This is a genomic window from Peptoniphilus harei (assembly GCF_016726485.1).
Lineage (GTDB): Bacteria > Bacillota > Clostridia > Tissierellales > Peptoniphilaceae > Peptoniphilus_A > Peptoniphilus_A harei.
In genome coordinates this window covers 1,421,076-1,437,335 of the sequence record NZ_CP068103.1, presented here as the reverse complement: position 1 = coordinate 1,437,335, position 16,260 = coordinate 1,421,076, and the positions used below count along the sequence as shown (strand labels likewise).

General features: G+C 35.0%; 14 protein-coding genes, 1 tRNA gene and 1 riboswitch. Of the genes, 5 read left to right on the top strand and 10 right to left on the bottom strand.

Annotated elements, in window-relative coordinates; translation table 11 throughout:
* Positions 1 to 252 precede the first annotated feature (252 nt).
* Positions 253 to 3,006 (bottom strand): S-layer homology domain-containing protein, encoded by a 2,754-nt coding sequence (locus I6I93_RS06710; RefSeq protein WP_112889916.1) that lies wholly within the window; start codon positions 3,004 to 3,006, stop codon positions 253 to 255.
* 1,606 nt (positions 3,007 to 4,612) lie between these two features.
* Between I6I93_RS06710 and I6I93_RS06705 the strand changes: the two genes are divergently transcribed.
* Both I6I93_RS06705 and I6I93_RS06700 read left to right on the top strand, forming a co-directional pair.
* Entirely contained in the window at positions 4,613 to 4,957 is a 345-nt protein-coding gene (locus tag I6I93_RS06705) for a type II toxin-antitoxin system RelE/ParE family toxin (RefSeq protein ID WP_085875734.1), read from the top strand.
* Entirely contained in the window at positions 4,954 to 5,229 is a 276-nt protein-coding gene (locus tag I6I93_RS06700) for a helix-turn-helix domain-containing protein (RefSeq protein ID WP_172605468.1), read from the top strand. Before I6I93_RS06705 ends, I6I93_RS06700 begins: the two co-directional genes overlap by 4 nt.
* Positions 5,230 to 5,278: 49 nt before the next feature.
* Here the strand turns inward: I6I93_RS06700 and I6I93_RS06695 are convergent, their stop codons facing one another.
* The 7 genes from I6I93_RS06695 to I6I93_RS06665 all read right to left on the bottom strand — a co-directional run bounded on the left by I6I93_RS06695 (position 5,279) and on the right by I6I93_RS06665 (position 10,873).
* Complete coding sequence (locus tag I6I93_RS06695) at positions 5,279 to 5,566, bottom strand: hypothetical protein (protein WP_070702372.1); 288 nt, start codon at positions 5,564 to 5,566, stop codon at positions 5,279 to 5,281.
* Between the two features lie 21 nt (positions 5,567 to 5,587).
* On the bottom strand, positions 5,588 to 5,791 hold the full coding sequence (locus I6I93_RS06690) for a hypothetical protein (protein ID WP_070702371.1): 204 nt from the start codon (positions 5,789 to 5,791) through the stop codon (positions 5,588 to 5,590).
* A gap of 68 nt (positions 5,792 to 5,859) precedes the next feature.
* Complete coding sequence (locus I6I93_RS06685; protein ID WP_070702370.1) at positions 5,860 to 6,066, bottom strand: hypothetical protein; 207 nt, start codon at positions 6,064 to 6,066, stop codon at positions 5,860 to 5,862.
* 500 nt (positions 6,067 to 6,566) lie between these two features.
* A complete protein-coding gene (locus tag I6I93_RS06680) occupies positions 6,567 to 7,691 on the bottom strand; it encodes a pyridoxal-phosphate-dependent aminotransferase family protein (RefSeq protein WP_112889915.1) in 1,125 nt (374 codons plus the stop codon).
* 129 nt (positions 7,692 to 7,820) lie between these two features.
* On the bottom strand, positions 7,821 to 8,426 hold the full coding sequence (locus I6I93_RS06675; protein ID WP_112889914.1) for an ECF transporter S component: 606 nt from the start codon (positions 8,424 to 8,426) through the stop codon (positions 7,821 to 7,823).
* Between the two features lie 52 nt (positions 8,427 to 8,478).
* A riboswitch (FMN riboswitch) is annotated at positions 8,479 to 8,591 on the bottom strand.
* Positions 8,592 to 9,196: 605 nt separating this feature from the next.
* A complete protein-coding gene (locus tag I6I93_RS06670; protein WP_112889912.1) occupies positions 9,197 to 10,639 on the bottom strand; it encodes a L,D-transpeptidase family protein in 1,443 nt (480 codons plus the stop codon).
* A gap of 150 nt (positions 10,640 to 10,789) precedes the next feature.
* Positions 10,790 to 10,873, bottom strand: a tRNA-Leu gene (locus tag I6I93_RS06665).
* Positions 10,874 to 11,168: 295 nt separating this feature from the next.
* On the opposite strand from I6I93_RS06665, the gene I6I93_RS06660 reads away from it, so the two are divergent.
* On the top strand, positions 11,169 to 12,098 hold the full coding sequence (locus I6I93_RS06660; protein WP_112889911.1) for an L-lactate dehydrogenase: 930 nt from the start codon (positions 11,169 to 11,171) through the stop codon (positions 12,096 to 12,098).
* 28 nt (positions 12,099 to 12,126) lie between these two features.
* The gene (locus I6I93_RS06655; RefSeq protein WP_112889910.1) at positions 12,127 to 12,528 is read left to right on the top strand and encodes a zinc ribbon domain-containing protein; all 402 of its coding nucleotides are present in this window, start codon (positions 12,127 to 12,129) and stop codon (positions 12,526 to 12,528) included.
* A 64-nt stretch (positions 12,529 to 12,592) separates the two neighbouring features.
* Here I6I93_RS06655 and I6I93_RS06650 read toward each other — a convergent pair whose 3' ends face one another.
* On the bottom strand, positions 12,593 to 13,756 hold the full coding sequence (locus tag I6I93_RS06650) for a M20 family metallopeptidase (RefSeq protein WP_112889909.1): 1,164 nt from the start codon (positions 13,754 to 13,756) through the stop codon (positions 12,593 to 12,595).
* A gap of 19 nt (positions 13,757 to 13,775) precedes the next feature.
* On the bottom strand, positions 13,776 to 15,164 hold the full coding sequence (locus I6I93_RS06645) for a YfcC family protein (RefSeq protein WP_112889908.1): 1,389 nt from the start codon (positions 15,162 to 15,164) through the stop codon (positions 13,776 to 13,778).
* Positions 15,165 to 15,339: 175 nt separating this feature from the next.
* Here I6I93_RS06645 and I6I93_RS06640 point away from each other — a divergent pair, with 175 nt between their 5' ends.
* Complete coding sequence (locus I6I93_RS06640) at positions 15,340 to 16,227, top strand: LysR family transcriptional regulator (RefSeq protein ID WP_112889907.1); 888 nt, start codon at positions 15,340 to 15,342, stop codon at positions 16,225 to 16,227.
* Positions 16,228 to 16,260 lie beyond the last annotated feature (33 nt).

The window sequence follows — 16,260 nt, the reverse complement described above, 5'->3', positions numbered from 1 at the left end:
GTCACAGATAGGTTTACTTTTACATTTTTCTTCTGAGTCTTTCTTTTTACTTTTACAAAATATGAAAATAATTAATGAAACAATTATAAGAAAACAAAATCCATGTAGCTTTAAAAAATAAAAAATATTTTCACACATTTTCATATCAACTCCCTCTGCCCTAATTCTACCAAAAAAATATATATGTACAAAAAGAAAAACCCGAGAGTTTCCTCTCAGGTTTTATCTTTAAAGCTTAATCAGTTAGACTAATTATTTTGCAGTTACAGTTTCTGTAACATCAGCAGCTAAAGTAACAACTGATTCAGTTGAATTAACTTTAACAGTTACTTGTTCTGTTGCTGCATTAACTTCTTTGATTTCATAAGAAGCTCCTGCTGGTGCAGTTACTTTATCAAGGTCAGCTTTAACAGCTTTCTTAATATTTTCAGCATTTACATTTGCATTTTCTACTTTGTCATATTTAACATTTCCTAATGCAGTAGTAATTGCAGCTACATATTTGTCATATGCATCTTGTTTTTCAGTCTTAGCTAATGCTTTTTCAGCTGCTTCGATTTTCTTGTTAAGATTATCAATTCTAGCTTGAAGATTTACTTTATTTTTTGAAGCAATTAGTTCATCAACTAATTTTTGAGCTTTTGCTACTTCTTCTTTAGCTGCTTTTACTTCATCTTCAGTAGTTACTGTTTTGCTATAGAAATCTTTAGTTGCTTCTGTAGCAGGAACTACTTTTTCGTTAAAGTATTTTTTAAGTTCTTCTTTTGCTGCTTGTTTTTCAGCGAAAGTTGCATTTTCTACAGCATCAATAACTGTATCAATATTTTTTGTAGAAGTTTGTTCTTCCTTATACTTAAGAACAGCTTTTTCAAGTTCAGTTAAGTTCTTGTTAGCTTTTGGAGCGATTAGAACATTTTTGCCATCATTTAACATGAAGTCATAAGCTCTAACGTCATTTTCAAAGTTTTTGTTTTCAGCTTTGAATTTAACATCTTTACCAACATATGCTTTTAGAGCATCTGCAAGTTCTCTGTCAACTTTGTAAGTCTTAGTTGTGTTGTTAAGACCTGCATCCCAGTTGTCAGATTCGATCTTAATTTCAACTTGTTTTTCTCCAACCCATTTGATTGTACCAACAACAGTGTGATCTTCAATTCCTTGTACTACGTTTAGTACAGAACCAGATTTATCAAATAAATCTCTTGTGTCTTTTGAATCATCAAGAATTGATACAATTTCGATGTCTCTAGCATCTTTGTTGTTAGCTGTGAATTGTAGATAGTCACCCTTAGCTAAATCTTTGTATTGTTTAGCGTTAAAGATGTCTGCATCGCCAACATAAAGAAGAGTTTCGTTTCCGAATCTGTCTTCAACTTGGATTTCATCGTTGTCAAAGATTTGTGCAACTTTAACTACAGGGAATGCTTTTTCATCGCTGTGGTCAAGAAGTCTGTCGATAACGTCTCCACGAGTTTCGATAACGTCAAGTAGGTCACCGTAGTTTAGTGGGAAGTTAGCTTTGTTAAGAACGTTGTCTCTGTCGTAAAGTTTTCCATCAGTATCTTCTAGAGTAGAAGAGAACTTAGAAGAAGAAGAGTTAATTACTCTGTATCTGTCTCCATCGTTGTCTTTAGATACTACGTTAAATACGATAACTTTAGCAGTGCTTCTTTCAGAATCGAAAGATTTTACAGCTGATTTGTGATTATCTGTGTCGAATCCTGCATAAACGTTAGGAATCTTGTAGTCTTTTCCATAGTTGTGGAAACCGATTAATGAAAGTGCTTCATTAATGTCTTTAACTTCTCTCATAATGTTGTTGTATGGGTTAGCAACATAGATTTCAGTTTTGTCGTTAACTTTTAGGTTAGCTAGTTCGTTTCCATTAGCTTTGTGGAATTTGATATAGTCTGCTTTAGTCTTTGAACCGTTAAGAGTTACAGTAGCATATGCTCCGTCAACTTTCTTTTGGTCAAGATCTTTTAGAGATTCAATGTTCTTGTAGTAGTTTGTTTCTACTGTAGCGTCAGCAACGCCTTCCCAAATGTGGTTGTCAGTGTCAAGAAGTTCTCCTTCTTTGTCTGTTCTTGCAAGCACTTCTGGGTTACCAAGTTCGATAATGTGAGTTACTTCGTTCTTGTCGTTAGTAAGGATTCTTACTAGAGATCCTTTGTAAAGATCAAGGTTGTTAAGGCTGTTAACTTTAACGATTTGTTTTCTAACGTTAATACCATCAACGATTACTGTATCACCAGTGATAGTGTATTCTTTTTCGCTATCTTGGTTAAGAGTAAGTTTAGAGTTTGTTAGGTTAGAAACAATACCTCTTGTTTCGTTAGCTGGAACTCTCTTGAATTCTTTCATTGCATATAGAGCATTGTAAACCATAGTGAATGCGTCTGCTCTGTTAGCTGCTTTGTTAGAATCAACAACGTTTACGTCGTCAAGAATTCCTAGTTGAGCTGCCCATGTCATCCATGAAGTTGCCCATTTAGCGTTTTTAACCATGTCTGCTGTTAGGTCTTCTTTAACAAGAACTACTAGCATTTTAGCTAATTCAGCGTAAGTTACGTCGTTTTCTGGCTTGAATGATCCATCAGGATATCCTGCTAGCATAGCAATTCCGTTAGCATCAGATGGAACTGTAGTTCCTACTGAGATAACTCCGTTTGCCCAGTGCTTAGCATCTACGTCAGAGTAGATTTTCATTGATCCTTGTAGTTGTTTTGCTAATTCTTCATTACCGTTAGCAAGTACAAGTAATCTTGTGATTTCGGATCTCTTGATGTTTTTATCAAGTCCGTAGTTTCCGTCTTCGTAGCCTTCAACAAGTTTTTTGTCGATTACGTATTGGATTTTGTTATCTTTTCCAACTACTTTTTCAACTTTTTCTCCAGCTTCAGCTTTTTTAGCTTCTGCTTTCTTTGTTGTTTCGGCGAAGACACTTGAGAATGTTCCTAGTACCATAACTAGTGCTAGTACTAGAGAAATAATTTTCTTGTTCATTTGTCTTTCGACCTCCTTAAAAATTTTGTAGATTCTACAAAAGTCTCAAACTTTTGTCGCCGAGACTGAACTATCTCGACTATATAGAGGTCGACAAATAAATATCGCCTTTTGGTTTTATTTAGTTGTCATGTTCCTCTTGTGTCTCTATTATACACTAGAAATTTGCTTTGTAAAATTACAATTACATTACATAAAGTTTATAGATTGTCATGTTTAACAATATCTTCTTAACTATGTTGTGATTGTGTTTTACTTAGCGCTTTTCTGCGCTAATAGAGGCGGTCTTTTTTGACCGTATGTAGAATTATAACAAAAGGGTTACAGGATTGCAATTTTTATTTTCTTTTCTTTGGGAAAGAAAGGAAAGGGGAAAAAGAAAGTTTTGGTTAAAGAATTTTTCTTTAAGAATCTTTTTGCAAATTTTTTGTAAAGCCTAAGGGTTTTTGATTTATTTTTTGATTTCTTTCTATAGTAAGAAAGAAGAAGAAAGACTTCGTCTTTATGAATCTAATAAAAGATTTCATCTTTAAGATCCTTTTTTAAAACCTAAGGTTTAAATTCTTCTCTTGGAGGGGACTTATACCCATTCGGGTACGAGTGGCTTATTCGATCCGCCCTTACCTGTGCCTGCGTGGCATCCCCTCCAAACCTCACCTGAACACCCCCAACGACCTAGCAGGGGCCTTTGCCTACAACCCCGAGCGCCAGACAGCCTAAGTAATGTGAGAAAAGTTTACAACTTTAAAATCTAATAAAATAATGCCCTATCTTTAAAAGTTTTATTAAAAGCTGACGCTTTTATGATTGCTCTTGGAGGGGCTTAGGGGCATCGTGAGGCCCCTTTCCCCTCCAAACCACCCCCTTCACCCCACGTACGTTGAGTCCAAAAAAATCTGCCATGCTAAATTTTCAAAACTCATTCGCTTCGCGAATTCAAACAATTGAAAATTTTTAACGCATAACCAATTTTTTTGCTCATTAGATACACTCGATCAGATCACTGCTTAAGTATAAAGTTATAGCTCTTTATGAAGTCATGGAAGCTTATAGCCTCACTGCTCATTATTAAGATGTAGTTCCTTATGAAGCCATAGAAGTTTATAAACTCATAGATAATTATTAAGCTGTAAAAAAGAAGAAGCTTAATCAATACTGACTAAGCTTCTTTTGATTTGCAAGTTTTTAATCGTTTTTAGGTTTTGTTAAATAACTTTACATAAATTTGAAGCAGTGCATAGGTAAAACCACGAACTGAGGGAGAAAAACCCCGTAAGGCAAGACAGACGTTAAAAAATTCAACTGTTTGAGTTAAGCTATTGACTTTATGAGTAATTGAAATCAAATCTTAATTGATTGTTAGTTTTTAAATTTCAAAAGTGTAATCTTAACGAGTTTTGAATTTTAGGCTGTCTGCCGCTCGGGGTTGTTGGCAGAGGCCCCTGACAGGTCGTTGGGGGTGGTAAGGGGAGGTTTGGAGGGGACAAGGGCGAATCGAAACGCCCTAAGTCCCCTCCAAGAGTAGAATTAAAGCCTTAGGCTTTAGATTTCCCCTTGACAATATGTCTTATACACCATATTATATTTGTATAAGAGGTAAACTGGTATGTATGAAATTATATTTTATGATAAGGAAGATGGCAAAGTTCCTGTTGAAGAATTTTTAGATTCTTTAAGCCCTAAATTATTGGCGAAAACTTTAAAAGATATCGATCTATTGGAAAAGTTTGGCAATAATCTTAGAGAACCTTTTTCAAAGAAGTTAAGTGATGGTATTTTTGAATTAAGAACAAAACAATCTAGTGACATAACTAGGATCTTTTATTTTTTTATTTTTGATAAAAGAATAGTTTTAACCAATGGTTTTGTTAAAAAGAGTAATAAAACTCCAAGATCTGAAATTGAACTTGCTATTAAATATAAAAAAGATTTTGAAAGGAGATTTTTATGAGAGCTTACAATGATTACAAAAAGGAAATTTTAAAAAATGATGAAATTAAGTCAGAATATGATGCACTTGCTCCGGAATACGACATTATAGAAGCCATGATTATAGCTCGTAATAATCTTAATCTAACACAAAAGGACTTGTCCGAAAAAACTGGGATTAATCAAGCAGACATCAGTAGAATTGAAAATGGTACAAGAAATCCAAGTCTAAAAATGTTAAAAAAACTAGCAAGTGGACTTGGAATGCAATTGAAACTTGAATTTAAAGGTTAATTTTTATTTTAAATTTTTATATTATATCAAAAAAGCTACGCTTTTGTTTTCATTTGCGAAAACAGCGTAGCTTTTTTGATTTGGCAAGTTCTTTAAAGGCTTTGTCATACTTATCCATAAGCTCACCTTTTACATTGTCTAAGTTTTTATAAGCTTCTTGGGATTTTTCCATATTTGTGTCAGGTCCATCAGCCAATTCTTTAAAAGCATCAATGTGTTCTTCAACAAATTTTTTAGCTTCTTCAAAGACTTTATCTTCTTCTTTATTAATTTTTAATTTTTTTATCCATGTTACACCTCGATATTTATGAAGATGGACTTGGCATTTAAAAGGCAATTTTATTTTAGAAAAATAAATTTATTCTATTTCCTCATCTTTAAGAGGAGCAACTGCATCTAATTTTACGCCGAATAATTTTTCAAAGTCCTCTTGTGAGACAAATTCTTCATTTTTTGCTGATTTTAGTCGTGAAATTGCAAGCTTTATGTCCATTTCATCTTCAAGTGAGTCAATTTCCCTATTTTTAAATGAATTCTCTTCAATTTTTCTAGTTTTTTTCAAAAAATCACCTAATTTTTTCTTTAAAAGCTCTCAAATTCGAGAGGGTTTTAAGTCTAACTTTGAAACTCTTATTCCTTGTCTGTTTTGGAAGAGATGCTTGCCAGTAGGTCTTTGACTTCTTGGAAGGATAGGCTGCTGCCTTCAATTTTTAGGGACTCGTAAGTAAATCTAAGTGCAAAATCTTCCTCTATTTTCTCAAGGATAGATGGTGAAATATTTTTTATATCTATTCTTAACTTATCAAGTGCTTGATCAATTTCCTTAAAACTTTCCAAGATTATCCCCCCTTCACTTTTTCTTTATTATATTCTATTTGCCGAGATTTTGACAATAATGTCATAAATACTAAAAAAAGCCCAATCAATAAACGATCAAGCTTAATATTTTTATAACTTTGTCTTCAACTGTCAACTTGGCAATGATGCCCCAGCTCGTTGAGATGTTATAAGGTCGTAAAGTTTGCCAATAAACCACAAGTTAATAAGGCAGTAAGCAAAAAGTTCGGAGACGTTAAAAAAATTTCACTGTTTGAGCGAAGCGAGTTTGAAATTTTTAGTCGGAGGACTTTTTGCGTATTAATGGGCCGAGCCCCTGCTAGGTCGTTGGGGGTGTTAAGGGGAGGTTTGGAGGGGATAAGGGCGGATCGAAACGCCCTAAATCCCCTCCAAGAGAAGAATTAAAACCTTAGGTTTTATGAAATTCTTTAAGCCCCAACTTCTTAGCAAGAAGTGAAAAAGATTCTTTTCCATATTTTCTATAAAGAAAAATAAAAATCTTATTTTTCCATTAATTTTTGAAATTCTTCTTTTAAAGACACCTTTATCTTGATCCCAAGTTCCCCAAAGACTTCATCCAACTTCTCATATAGTTCTAAGAAGTTTTCGTAGGATATGTTGTTCCCCATGTGGCCTATCCTAAATACTTTTTCGAAGATGTCACCTGCTCCCTTTGATATTAGTATTCCCTTGTCTCTCAAGGCTCCGATGATGTCTTCTGCTATATAACCTTCTGGCACCATAACTGCTGTCAATGTATTGGACCTTGAGTCTTTGGCGTAGAGTTCGAAGCCTGCTTTTTCAAATATTTCTCTTGTGACTTCTGCGTACTCTTTGTGGAGGGCCAGAGAGTCTTTCTCGAATAGCAAGTCTAATGCCAAGTCTAGGGCATAAGTTAAATTTTCGTTCATTGTGTATGGGAAGGCAAATCCATCGGAGTAGGCGTAGTAGTTTTCAAAGCTCATATAATATGAAGGAACTTGTTTTTTTCTATCTCTTATGGCCTTCTTTGCCCTCTCTGATATTGTGACAAGTGTTAGGCCTGTTGGGGCTGAGATGCATTTTTGGCTTCCTCCTAGGGCGATGTCCACCTTGTAGTCGTCAAAGTCAAATTCTTCTCCCCCCATGCCTGACACTGTGTCTACTACTGTCAGGATTCCGTAGGAATTTAGGAGCCTGCAAATTGTCCTGACGTCGTTTGTGATGCCTGATGGGGTTTCGCAATGGACCATGGTTGCCACTTTGAAGTCGTGGTCTTTTTCTAGGAATTTTTTTAATTTTTCTATGTCAAATCCTCTTCTAAAGTCGTCTTCATATATGTAAGACTCTCCTCCGTAGAATTTTACGAAGTCGGCAAAGCCTGCTCCAAAAACTCCGTTGTTAAGGACAAGGACCCTGTCGCCTTCTTCTACTAGGTTACATATTGCTCCTTCTAGTCCTATCATTCCTTCGCCAAGCATGATAAAGGATGTGGCTTCTGTCTTTAGGAGTTTAGAGATTTTCTTTTCTACTTGTCTGTGTTTTTTCTCATATTCTGGGTCTATGTCGGGGTTGGTAAGGGACTTCCCCATTACTTCCATTACTCTTTTATCTATTGATGTTGGGCCTGCGCAAAGTATTTTCATTTTTTACCTCTCTTTTTTGCAATTTTTGTAAAAGTTTTCTTGTGTAAATTATATTATAAGGGACAAAAAAAACAAGCTGCCCTTTGACAGCTTGCTCTTTTCTTTTATTTTTCTTTAATCTTTTAATCTTTAATTCTTAAAGATTGGTGAGACTTTTTTATAAACCAACATCATTATTGCTGATGTTGTGAAGCCTTTTATTAGGTTAAAAGGTAAGACTGAATAGATCATCATTGAGAAAAGGCCTGTAATCCTTGGTGTGATCGCTGCGCCCATTCCTATGATTGCGTCCATTGGCATTACCTTGCCATAGAGTGGAAAGACTATGAAGTAGTTGGAGATCATTGCAAGGGCAGTCATAGCAAGGACTCCTAGAGTCAAGGACACTACTGCTCCCTTGTATGTCTTGTGCTTCCTATAGAAGTGGGCTGACACAAAGGCAAAGCTGCTGGAGATGATGAAGTTTGATAGTTCGCCAACTCCTGCTGTCATTGTTCCCTTAAAGATGATGTGCATTATGTTTTTTATAGCTGCGATTATGATGCCATAGGCTGGTCCCATTGTGAAGGCCCCCAATAGTACTGGTAGGTCTGAGATGTCTAGCTTCATAAAGGGTGGTGCTACAAAGGTAAGTGGTAGTTGAAAATACATTAGTATAAATCCTATCACTGATAGCATTCCAATTTTCGTCATGTCTTTTGTTCTTAACATAGAACTTGAATTTACTTTGTTCATTTTACCTCCTGTTGGGGCATAAAAAAACCCCGAACCTTCGGGGCATGAAAGTTTAAATCATTCTCTCATCCAGACTTTACTGTCGGTATTGGAATTGCACCAATTCAGCTTTCGCTCGCGGACTTTACCGCCGGTTGGGACTTGCACCCTTCCCTGAAGATTTAAAATATTTTTTATTTATTTCTTAATTTAATTATAACATTTGTGAATTTTTTTGCAAGGTTTAAGTGGACTTAATTTATATTAAATTGATGAAAGTTTTCTTTAAAAATATATAAAAAAGTTTTTTGTAAAGCAGGGCTTTACGAATCAGTCTTGGAAGGGGTTATACCCATTTGGGCACACAGGGGGCATCGTGAAGTTTGTAAAGAAATACTTCGTCTTTGTAAATCTTTTTGTAAAGCAGAGCTTTACTATTCTTTATCCGGAGGGGGTTAGGACCTTTCGATTGGTCCTTCCCCCTCCGGGCCACCCCCAACACCTTCAACGACCTGGCAGGGGCCCGGCCCATTACTACGCAAAAAGTACTCCGACTAAAAATTTCAAACTACTCACTTCGTTCGCTCGAACAGTGAAATTTTTTTAACGTCTCCGAACTTTTTGCTTACGACCTTATTAGCTTGTGGTTTATTGGCTAAGATTATTTCCTTATTAGATTTCAACGAGCTGGGGCATCATTGCCAAGATAACAATTGAAGATAAAGCTATAAAAAAATAAAGCTTAATCAATGAAAGATTAAGCTTATTTATCAAGAGTTTTCTTATTTTTATTATTGTCCTTGGACTTGTGGTTGTGCTTGGACTTGTCTGCCAACTACTACTTGGCCCCCAGCGTCATTTATCCTCTGAGTTGCTGAGTTATAAACTATAACTGGCATGCCAGTAAAGGTTTGTGGATATAAGTTCTTCATAACTCCTGGTGGAATGTTGATACAGCCGTGTGATCCTCCAGACTTATAAATATTTCCTCCAAAGGATGATCTCCAACTTGCGTCATGAAGTCCTATGCCTGACCAGTTTATTGGCGCCCAGTAGGAAACTTTTGAACGATAGGTTTCGCCTGTTAGGTACCTATCCCTTTCACGAGACCAAATCCTGTCTGTCCCTGTTGGTGTTCCGTTCCCCCTATTTGGGTTACCTGTAACTACATTTGTCTCAAGTTGCAAAGCTCCGTCCTTGTAGTACCAAAGTTTTTGTCTTGCAAGATCTACTTCTATGTAGGTCTTGCCAATATCATCAACTTTTCTTGAAACTGCGTCTTGCCTGTAGGCAGGTTTTACTGTGACAGGTTCTTCCTTGGCGAGGGCTTCTTTTACAATTTCCCTTGTGCCTGGCCTATCTGTAAGCCAACCGTAGATACCTCCGTCCACCTTCATGAGGCCAAGGCCTGTGGAGTTAAAAATCCTATTTGTCCTATAAGTGTCATACTTGGCAGCAAGTTTTTCCACGAAATGTTTTAGTTTTTCTTCGTCAAGGGCAAGGGTCCCGTCATCAGTCTTGGAGTACATGGCAATTATCCCCTGGCCTGTCACTTCTTCTTTCCTGTCGTCAAAGTCAAAAGTTATTTTTTTCTTGTAGACCTCTTTATAGGAAGCAAGTTGATTTTTTATATATTCTGAGTCCTTAGTTATATTTGGCTCTTGGTAAAGATTTTCCTCTTCAAGGTCAAGTTCTTCTTTTTTATCTCCAAAGTGACCTAGGACGGCATTTTTAAATTCATCCATTTTTATAAAGTTGCCGTGAACTTCATCTTGGATTTTAAATTCTCCATCTTGGTAGACGACTTTTGCATCTTGTGACTGGTCCTTTTGGCCCAAGACTGGCTTTAAATTTTTTATTTTTTCATCAAGGGCAACTTTGTTGTACTGCAAGTCACGGTCTACTTGGTAGTGCTTAGGCACAAGGGAAGCCACTGGCCAATAAAAGGCTGTCTGATCTATGGATTCACTTCCTATGGAGTCTATGTATCCAAAGTCCTTGGCAGCGATCTTGTCGTTTAAGTTCTTGTCCTTTGAAATTATTTCTAGTTCAAAATTTCTTGAAAGGTCTTCGTAGTTCTTTTTAAGTTCAGATTTTTTTACAAGTCCAAAGTCTCTTCCATTGATGTAGGTCCTTGGCATGTATCTGTCGCTGAAGAAGAAAAGTCCCACCATGTATATAGAAATTATTAAAATTAAGATTAATGCAAAAATTATTTTAAAAGTTTTTTTCATAATTCCTCCCTTCCCTATTATACTCGATAAATTTTTCTTTTTATGTAGGTTTTTATAAATGTAAAGTATTTGTAAATATTCTTTTGCTTTGATTTTATATCTAAAAAATGAGCATAAAAAAACTCACAAGCTAACTTGTGAGTTTAATGTTGGTGCGGGAAAGAGGACTTGAACCCCCACTCCGTTGGAACTAGATCCTAAGTCTAGCGCGTCTGCCAATTCCGCCATTCCCGCATGAAGTTTAACAACAAAACTTATTATACGCACTTTTTAATATCTTGTCAAGACTTTTTTTAAAGTTTTTAAAATATTTTTTGAGGAACTTTTCTTCCTCTCTCAAGTGCTTCTTTATTATAACAGGTGGATTTAAAAAAATCTACAATATTTTTAAAATTTTTTTATTTTATTTTTACATTGGTGAGTTTTAACTTTGTATTCCTTTTTGTACTACACTGTACTATAATAAGTTCTTAATAAGAAAATTCAATTTCTTATTGACTCAAATGAAATGACAAAAGGAGGAATAAAGATGAAATTAGGTATTATTGGAGCTGGAGCTGTTGGCGAGATCGTAGCCTACACTTCTGCCATGAGGGGAATTGCAAGTGACGTTATTATAAATGATGTCATAAAAGAAAAAGCAAGGTCCCAAGCCATTGACTTAAATGATGGAAGACTTTTCTATCCAAAGGATGTTAAGTTCAGGGCTGGCGAATATGAAGACATGGCAGACCGTGACGTCATAGTAGTTTGCTCTGGCAAGATTCCTGAAGAAGATAGACTTCACGAGCTTGAACTAAACAAAAAAGAAGTTGGAAATTACATTAAGAGAATTGTTGATGCAGGCTTCAAAGGAATCTTTGTCGTTGTGACAAATCCTGTAGACATTATCACATATGAAGTTTATAAGGTTTCTGGATTTGATGACTCAAGAGTTATTGGATCAGGTACATTTTTAGACTCAGCAAGACTTCAAGTTGTAATTGCCAATAAACTTGGCATCTCTCCAAAGTCTGTCAACGCAACTGTCCTTGGCGAGCATGGCGAAAGTCAATTTGTCCCATGGTCACAAGTTATGATAGATTCCATGCCTTTTGAAAAATATAAAGATCTTCACCCAGAACTTTTTGAAGACTTTGACAAGGACCAAGTTGAAGATGACACTCGCCGTCGTGGTTGGGATATCTTTAAGGGCAAGGGATCCACTCAATATGGTATTGGCAATACAGTAAATAACATCTTGCAAGCAATTGCCAATGACGAAAAAATTATTTTAAAGGGATCTGCACTAATGGAAGGTCACTATGGCCTTGAGGACCTATACATCTCAACTCCTATTAGGATTGGCAAAAATGGTATTGAAGAAAAGTATGAACTTGACTTAACAGAAGAAGAATTGGGTAGACTTAAAAAGACAGCTGGTGTGATCAAAGACCACATTGCCAAGTTAGACCTATGAGATTATAAAATTAGAAAGAGTTGATTTTGTGAAGTTCAATGAAAAGTTTAGACAATTTATGATTGGAAGGTATGGCCAAGACCAATTGGGCAGGTTCATCACCTTCCTGGCCCTTGTGCTTTTAATAGTAAACCTCTTTGTGAAGAAGGCAAGCCTACCTACTATTGCCCTAGTCCTTATAATTTATTCCTATTATAGGGTCCTCTCACGAGACATCAATGCAAGATACAAGGAAAATCAAAAATTCTTAGACACTATTGAGCCACTGAGAAGTAAGTTCTTCACTTCAAAGAAGAGATATGACAATAGAAAGACTCACAAGTACATCAAGTGCCCTTCATGCAAATTCAAGATGAAGGTCCCAAGAGGCAAGGGCAAGATAAGAGTCACTTGCAAATCTTGTGGCAACAAGTTCATAGTCAAATCTTAAAAGTTCCCTTAGGGGGACTTTTTTGCATTAAAAAATCCCCTAACTTTAGAGGGGATTTATTTATTTACATCTTAGACTTATATTCCTTAAAATCTTCTATGGATTTTTCAATTAAGCTAGGATCTTCAATTAAATCATAAACTGTTGTAGCAATTATTTTTGCACCGTACTCCACACAGTCGTGTGCTTCTTTTTCTTTACCTAAGTCCACAAATTCTTGTGAGTGAGAAGCTGTTCCCTCTGGAACAAAAGCAATTCTAGCACAGGATCCTGGCATTAAATAAGTCACATTTCCAAAATCTGTTGACCCAGTTTTTTCTCTTGCTCCTTTTATTCTTGGAGCACCAAGATTTTCAGCATTATTCATTATTAAGTCATTTAAAATATATGCTGGTATCTTTGATTCAAGTCTTCTATCTTCTCTTATTTCATAAGTTGTTCCTGTCATAAGAGCAGCACCTTTCACAATATTGTCAAATCTTTCCACAACTTCATCTAAATATTTTGAGTTGTAAGATCTCAATGAGAAATGACCTTCAGCTTCATTTGGTACAACATTTGCTGGCCCAGGAAGGGTTTGAACTGTATAGTGCATTCTTGTATCTTCTTTAACATGTTCTCTTAAAAATTCTAGACCTTGGAAAGTTAAAAGAAGTGCATCAAAGGCTGACCTTCCTGCTTCTGGCTTAAGGGCTGCGTGAGAAGATTTGCCAAAGAACTTCACAAATCTTGATGATAATGCCATTGATTTAACATCAACTTGTGTTGCTGGCCCACCATGCATCATAAGAGCTAAGTCTATATCTTTTAGATAACCCTCATCAAGCATAATCATTTTTCCTCCGCCGCCTTCTTCAGCAGGTGTTCCATAAACTATCAAGTTAAAGGGAAGATCTTTCACCGCATTTTTTACAGCTACTGCTGCTCCAATTATTGAGGGACCTTGCATTTGGTGTCCGCAACCATGTCCCATGGGAAGTGCATCATATTCACACAGGAGTCCTATGTTATATTTGGCATCTCCATTAGAATATTTTGCTCTAAAAGCAGTGTCCAGACTACCCAAACCTCTTTCAACTTCAAATCCATTTTCTTCAAGATAGTCTTCTAGAAGTTTACTTGCAAAATGTTCTTCAAAGCAAAGTTCTGGACGATCAAAAATCTCATCTGACATTTCAAACAATTTATCTTTTATTTTATCGATTTCTTTTATAATTAAATCTTTCATTTTTCTCCTTTACTCTTACTTAAAGGTTAATAGCTTGTGCACCTATCATCATAACAGAACCAACTAAAATCCAAATTCCAAATAGCTTACCCATAAATACCATCCATTTGTCATAAGGTATGTCTGTTGCTCCTAATATACCCATTAGTGCTGTAGAAGTAGGAAGTACATAGTTACAGAATCCATCCCCAAAGTTAAATGCTAAAACTGCAGTTTGTCTTGTAAGTCCAATAGTGTCTGCTAAAGGCGCAAATATTGGCATAATTGCAGCAGCTTGTCCACTTCCAGAAGTTATAAACATATTAACTAATAAGTTTACGATGAACATCATTGGTCCCTTTAAAAATTGAGGGAAGAAGTTGAGCCAGTTTGACATAGCATGGATACTAGTATCCATTATATTACCAGCATCGAGTACTCCTGATACAGTTCTTGCAAGTCCAATAATAAGAGCTGCACCAATCATCTTTTTAGCACCTTCAACAAAGTACTTTGCAATTTGTGATGGTTTGAATCCAGCAGCAAAACCTGCTACTATTGATAACCAAACAAACACAACTGCTGTCTCTTCCAATTTCCATTTTAATTTTACTCCACCGTAAACTATAAGTCCTAATGCAGCAAATAATGAAATGATAACAGCCCACTTTCTTGCGTTCATTGGAGAGTTAAATTCATCGTGAGAGTCCACGTCCTTAACTCTAAGCTTATCTAATTCATACATTGGACTTAGTTCAGGATTTTTCTTAATCTTTAGAGCATACTTAACCAAGTATAAGTTTGTAACAATATAAAAGACTATAAAGCACACAACTCTATAAGATAAGCCTGAATATGGTGGTAGACCTGCAATTTCTTGTGCAACTATTGTTGTATTAACGTTTAAAGTTCCTGTTGAGAATCCTACTGCTCCACCAAGTAAGATTATTGAAGCACCTACTATGGAGTCGAATCCCATTGCTAATGCAATCATAACCATGATTGGAGCAAATCCTATAAAGGTGTTAACACCTTGAGTAGTACAAATAAGTCCAAAGATGAGAGTTAGTATTGGAATGAAAAGATATTCTTTACTCTCTGTCTTTTTAGAAACTGCTCCTATTAAGGATTGTAAAGCCCCACTCATTGTTATTATATTGAAGGAAGCTCCTGAAAATAAAATTACAAATATTAAAGTTGCTGCCTTATTAAATCCTTCCAAACTAATATTAAATATTTTTAAAGGATTTACAGGGCTCTTTTCAATATAGTGAAAGCTTTCTGGATCAATTACTTTCACTCCTTGAGCATTTTCAATTCTTTCATAGGCTCCAGCTGGAATAATCCAAGTTAAAGCAACTGCACATAAAATAATAATCATAAGAATTACTAAAGTATGTGGAACCTTTTTCTTTTTTACTTTTTCCATAAAACACCTCTTTTTTAAAATTACACAATCTTCTAACATTTTTTGATAGAAAATTTTACTAAGTAAACATTTTCACATCATTAACTAAATTTTATCAGCCTCGCTTTATCACTACAAATACTTAAATTGTTATATACATTATATAATATATGATATAATATCTTCGGTGATATAAGTGCTGGATAATAAAAAAATAGAAATTTTAAAAACCATTAGAGAATGTAAAAGTATTAGTATGGCATCAAAAAAACTTTTTACAGCTCAACCTAACCTAAGTAGATCTTTGAAAAATATTGAAAATGAAATAGGCTTTATTATTTTTGATAGGTCAAAATCTCCTCTCATCCTAACTAAAGAAGGAAAATTACTTTTTGACTACATAGATAAATTTGAAACTTTAGAAAAAGAAATGTATAAAAAAATAAATGAATCTAAGAGTTCAAACAATTCTTACATTAGAATTGGTTCTTTAGCTTTTATGTCTCAATATATAATTCCAAACATAGTTCCAAAATTAATAGAACTTTATCCTAACTTAGAATTAAGTTTGACAAAATATGACTCATCATCTTTTGAAGAAGCCTTGCTTAATGATGAGATTGATTTATTTATTACTAACAGGAATATAAACAATAAAAATTTACATTCTGTTTATGCTTTAAATGACAATATTTATTTTATGGTTCCAAAATCTATTTATAAATCAGGCAAAAATTCTTTATTCGATTATTCAAAAGAAACTTTTTTCTTACTCAATACTGAAAAGAATCTAAGGAAATCTGTAGATGATATTTTCAAAAGCTATGATTTTTACCCTTCCAAGATTAAAATTACTTCTAGCATTATGAATTCTGTCAGCCTAGTTAGAGCAAATAAGGGAGTAACTTTTATATATGAATCAGCTCTTAAAATGATTAACTCCACTTCCTATTGTGATTTTGTAAAAATCGAAGGAGATTTTTCTGCAATTACTATTGTCTACAAAAATCCTGAGATGGAAGAATTTGCTCACAAGTTATCTACAATAATAAAAGATTATGTTTCAAAAAAAGTTATTGTTTAAAATCAAAATAACAAGTTCATAGTAAAATCTTAA

Bases quoted from the DNA above. Each gene is read 5' to 3' on its own strand.
- I6I93_RS06710 (WP_112889916.1), bottom strand. From the start codon at position 3,006: ATGAACAAGAAAATTATTTCTCTAGTACTAGCACTAGTTATGGTACTA.
- I6I93_RS06700 (WP_172605468.1), top strand. From the start codon at position 4,954: ATGAGAGCTTACAATGATTACAAAAAGGAAATTTTAAAAAATGATGAA.
- I6I93_RS06670 (WP_112889912.1), bottom strand. From the start codon at position 10,639: ATGAAAAAAACTTTTAAAATAATTTTTGCATTAATCTTAATTTTAATA.
- I6I93_RS06650 (WP_112889909.1), bottom strand. From the start codon at position 13,756: ATGAAAGATTTAATTATAAAAGAAATCGATAAAATAAAAGATAAATTG.
- I6I93_RS06660 (WP_112889911.1), top strand. From the start codon at position 11,169: ATGAAATTAGGTATTATTGGAGCTGGAGCTGTTGGCGAGATCGTAGCC.
- I6I93_RS06675 (WP_112889914.1), bottom strand. From the start codon at position 8,426: ATGAACAAAGTAAATTCAAGTTCTATGTTAAGAACAAAAGACATGACG.
- I6I93_RS06645 (WP_112889908.1), bottom strand. From the start codon at position 15,164: ATGGAAAAAGTAAAAAAGAAAAAGGTTCCACATACTTTAGTAATTCTT.
- I6I93_RS06680 (WP_112889915.1), bottom strand. From the start codon at position 7,691: ATGAAAATACTTTGCGCAGGCCCAACATCAATAGATAAAAGAGTAATG.
- I6I93_RS06705 (WP_085875734.1), top strand. From the start codon at position 4,613: ATGTATGAAATTATATTTTATGATAAGGAAGATGGCAAAGTTCCTGTT.